Annotated in this window: 2 protein-coding genes; both read left to right on the top strand. The window is 67.0% G+C overall.

The features are described 5' to 3' along the window. Nucleotides 1-112 precede the first annotated feature (112 nt). Nucleotides 113-1627 carry an IS21 family transposase gene (istA, locus tag B9A23_RS21960; RefSeq protein WP_084281527.1) on the top strand — a complete coding sequence of 505 codons (1515 nt, stop codon included), beginning with the start codon at nt 113-115 and terminating at the stop codon, nt 1625-1627. Continuing rightward, complete coding sequence (gene istB / locus B9A23_RS21965) at nt 1614-2342, top strand: IS21-like element helper ATPase IstB (RefSeq protein ID WP_084281528.1); 729 nt, start codon at nt 1614-1616, stop codon at nt 2340-2342. The genes istA and istB overlap by 14 nt, the downstream gene beginning before the upstream one ends. Nucleotides 2343-2509 lie beyond the last annotated feature (167 nt).

A 2509-nucleotide genomic window follows, 5' to 3' on the forward strand; every position in this document is an offset into this window, starting at 1 on the left:
TGTGGATCGGCGTGCAAAAGGGACCCCGTTAGCGGGGTGATCGGCGTCTAAAAGGGACCCCTCATTCCGATGGTGTAGCGGGCTGCCTGGAGTTGCAGGTGGCGAGATCGGGATGTTGGTGGTGGAGACAGTTGTTCGGATCCGGCGCGAGCACGCGGGTGGGAAGGCGATCAAGGCGATTGCGCGGGATTTGCGGCTGTCGCGCAAGGTGGTGCGCAAGGCGATCCGGGCACCGGAAGGCGCGTTCGATTACCATCGCACGGTCCAACCGCTGCCCCGGCTTGGGCCGTTCCAGGAGCGGCTCGATACGCTGCTGACGGAGAACGAGGCGCGGCAGCGGCGCGACCGGCTGCGCATGACGCGGATCCATGATCTGCTGTGCCGGGAGGGGTTCGAGGGATCCTACGACGCGGTGCGGCGCTACGCCCGGCGCTGGGCGGAAGCACGGCGCAGGGATGCGGGTGACGGCGCCCCGGCCTTCATCCCGCTGCTGTTCCAGCCTGGCGAAGCCTACCAGTTCGACTGGAGCCACGAGGATGTGGAGATCGCCGGCAAGCCGATGCGAGTGAAGGTGGCGCACATGCGGCTGTGCGCGTCGCGGGCAGTTTATGTCCGGGCCTATCCCCGCGAGACGCAGGAGATGGTATTCGATGCTCATGCCCGGGGCTTCGCCTTCTTCGGCGGCGTTCCGCTGCGCGGGATCTACGATAACATGAAGACGGCTGTCGCCGCGGTGTTCGTGGGCAAGGAGCGGGTGTTCAACCGCCGGTTCCTGGTCATGGCCGACCATTACATGGTCGAGCCCACGGCCTGCTCGCCGGCGGCCGGATGGGAGAAAGGCCAGGTCGAGAACCAGGTCCAGACCATCCGGGGGCGTTTCTTCCAGCCCCGCCTGCGCTTTGCCAGCATCGAGGAGCTCAACGGATGGCTCGAGGCCGAGTGTCTGCGCTGGGCCTCGTTGCATCCGCATCCCGAGCAGAAGGAGCTGACGGTTGCCGAGGCGCTGGATCTCGAGCGGCCAGCCCTGCAGCCGATGCTGGCCCCGTTCGATGGCTTCCACGAGACCGCCCATGCTGTGACCGGCACCTGCCTGATCAGCTTTGACCGCAACCGCTATTCCGTCATGGCCAAGGCCGCGCGGCGGGCCGTTCAGGTTCGCGCCTATGCCGACCGCATAGTCGTGCGCCTGGGTGACGAGGTCGTCGCCGAACATGCCCGGCACTTCGGCCGTGACCGGACGATCTACGATCCCTGGCATTACCTGCCGGTGCTGGCCAACAAGCCCGGCGCTTTGCGGAACGGCGCCCCCTTCCAGGGCTGGGACCTGCCGCCGGCACTGGCGCGGCTGCGCCGCAAGCTGGGGAGCGGCGATGAGGCCGATCGGCGCTTTGTGCGGGTGCTGGCAGCCGTGCTGACCGATGGCCTGGACGCGATCGAGGCCGCGGTCCGCGAGGCCCTCGATGCCGGTGCCGCCAGCGACGAGGTGATCCTCAACATCCTGGCCCGGTACCGCGATCCACCATCTGACCGGCCCCTCGATGTGGTCGTCGATCTCAAGCTCAGCCATCCACCGATGGCGGACTGCGCCCGCTACGACACGGTGCGAGGCCTCGATGCAGCGGCATGAGATGATCGAGGCGATGCGCGGGCTCGGCCTCAGGGGCATGGCCGGCGCGTTCGACGACGCTGTCACCACGGGGCTGCAGCGCAAGCGCACGACCCACGAGATCCTGACCGACCTGCTGCGGGCAGAAGCAGCGCATCGTCATGCCGCCTCGATCCGCTACCGCATGACCGCAGCCAAGCTGCCCGTGGCCAAGGACCTCGATGCCTTCGTGTTCGACGGCACGCCGATCAACGAGGGCCTCGTGCGCTCCCTCCACGCTGGCTCATTCGTGCCCGCACGGCGCAATATCGTGCTCATCGGCGGCACGGGCACCGGCAAGACTCACCTCGCCACCGCAATCACCGCCAGCGTCGTCTGTGCCGGCGCCCGCGGGCGCTACTTCAACACGGTCGACCTCGTCACCCGGCTCGAGGAGGAAGCCCGCATCGGCAAGGCCGGCGCCATAGCCGCCCAGCTCAGCCGGCTCGACGTCGTGGTGCTCGATGAACTGGGCTACCTGCCGTTCGCCAGATCAGGCGGACAGCTGCTGTTCCACCTGATCAGCAAGCTCTACGAGAAGACCTCGGTCATCATCACCACCAACCTGGCCTTCGGCGAGTGGCCCACCGTGTTCGGTGACCCCAAGATGACCACCGCGCTGCTCGACCGCATCACCCACCATTGCGATATCGTCGAGACCGGCAACGACAGCTGGCGCTTCAAACATCGCAGCTGAGCAACCCCAGAAAAACGACATTCGCGCTGCTGCCGCCTCCGGTCGGGCTACGCCCTCCCTACGCCGCCAGCAGCGCGAAACCTGCGCCCGACATCAATGAACCCCACGATCGCCAGGGGGTCCCTTTTGCGCGCCGATAAGGGGTCCCGATTGGACGCCGATTGACA

The sequence above is a fragment of the Novosphingobium sp. B1 genome (assembly GCF_900176395.1).
GTDB lineage: Bacteria > Pseudomonadota > Alphaproteobacteria > Sphingomonadales > Sphingomonadaceae > Novosphingobium.